Consider the following 1,275-nt stretch of genomic DNA (forward strand, 5'->3'; position numbering starts at 1 on the left):
GGCGCTGCGGGCGGGCCAGGCCGGGCGCGCCGCCGCGGCGCTGCTGGCGCCGGTCTTCCTGCCGGGCGGGGAGCGGAGCGTGGCGCGCCTCGGCGACCTGGGCCCGCTGCCGCAGGCGGCGATCGCCAGCGCCAACATGCAGCAGGCGCTGATGCGGTTGGATTCGACCAATGGCTGGCCGGGCGGCCGCCCGTCCGAGGTCTCGGCCGGCATCGGCAACACCTTCGGCTTCGGCGCGGCGACCAGCCTCGGCTACTGACGGGCCCGGATCCCGGCGCATGCCGGGTTCACCGCGCGCCAGGCTGGCGCGGCGGCTGCGCGCCCGGAGGACGGGCCAGGCCAGTCAGCCGCCATGCGGGCCGGCCAGGGCGGGAAACCGCCCCGGCTGGACCCCCAGCCGCAGCCAGATGACCAGCGAGACGATGTCGAAGACCGGCAGGCCCAGCGCCGCCCGCAGCGCGGCGGCATAGGGCGGCAGGTTGGTGCATTCCAGCACGATGGCGCCGAGATCGGGATGCGCCGCCGCCAGGGCGTGGCCGGCCGCCACCACCTCTGCCGCCGCCGCCGCGGGGTCGAGGTCCGGCGTCTCCTGCCGGACCAGCACGGGGTAGAGCGCCGTGCCGCCCTCGAGCCCGCCGACCGGCGTATCCGCCGGGGCGCCCGCGGCGGCGAGATGGGCGGGGGTGAGCGCGGCGCGGCTAGCGGTCAGCACGCCCACGCGGCGGCCGGGCGGCAGCATGGCCTGGACCCAGGGGATCTGCAGCAGGGCGGAGGTGGCGACGGGCACGCCGAGGGCCGCCTGCAATTCCGCCTGAAACAGCACGAGGAAGCCGCAGGAGGTGGTGATTGCGTCCGCGCCCGTCGCCACCAGCGCCTGGCCGGCGGCGATGAAGTCGGGCAGCAGGCCGCGGCCGCCCTGTTCCACAACCCGGGCCGGGCTGGCGCCGCGGACCACCTGGTAGAGCACCGGGAAGGGCCAGGTGCCGGCATGGCCGATATCGCCGGGGATGCGGGGAAAGCGGGTTTCCAGCATCAGGATCCCGACCGGCGCACCGAAGACGGTGCGGCCGCCAGGGGCGATCGGTCGGGGATGGGGGCGGGCCATGCGCCCAGGGTAGGGCGGATCGCGGCGGGGCGGGAACAGGGCGCCGGCCGGGCCGGCGGCGGCGCTGCGGGTGGGGCGTGGAAAAGGGGCGCAGCGCGCGGGGCGATGTGTCCGGGAGGCGGCGGCCGGCGGCGCCGGTGGGGGGCCGTGCCGCCAGGCCTGCCGGCCGG

At 78.0% G+C, this 1,275-nt stretch carries 2 protein-coding genes; one reads left to right on the plus strand and one right to left on the minus strand.

Annotated elements, in window-relative coordinates; translation table 11 throughout:
• Positions 1 to 259: hypothetical protein (locus tag E2C05_RS33715; protein WP_158292503.1), on the plus strand; the 259-nt coding region annotated here is incomplete at its 5' end.
• A gap of 84 nt (positions 260 to 343) precedes the next feature.
• On the opposite strand, the gene E2C05_RS31870 is transcribed toward E2C05_RS33715, so the two are convergent.
• On the minus strand, positions 344 to 1,105 hold the full coding sequence (locus tag E2C05_RS31870) for an aspartate/glutamate racemase family protein (RefSeq protein ID WP_133223606.1): 762 nt from the start codon (positions 1,103 to 1,105) through the stop codon (positions 344 to 346).
• Positions 1,106 to 1,275: the final 170 nt, after the last annotated feature.

The organism is Paracraurococcus ruber (genome assembly GCF_004353985.1).
GTDB classification, from domain to species: domain Bacteria; phylum Pseudomonadota; class Alphaproteobacteria; order Acetobacterales; family Acetobacteraceae; genus Paracraurococcus; species Paracraurococcus ruber.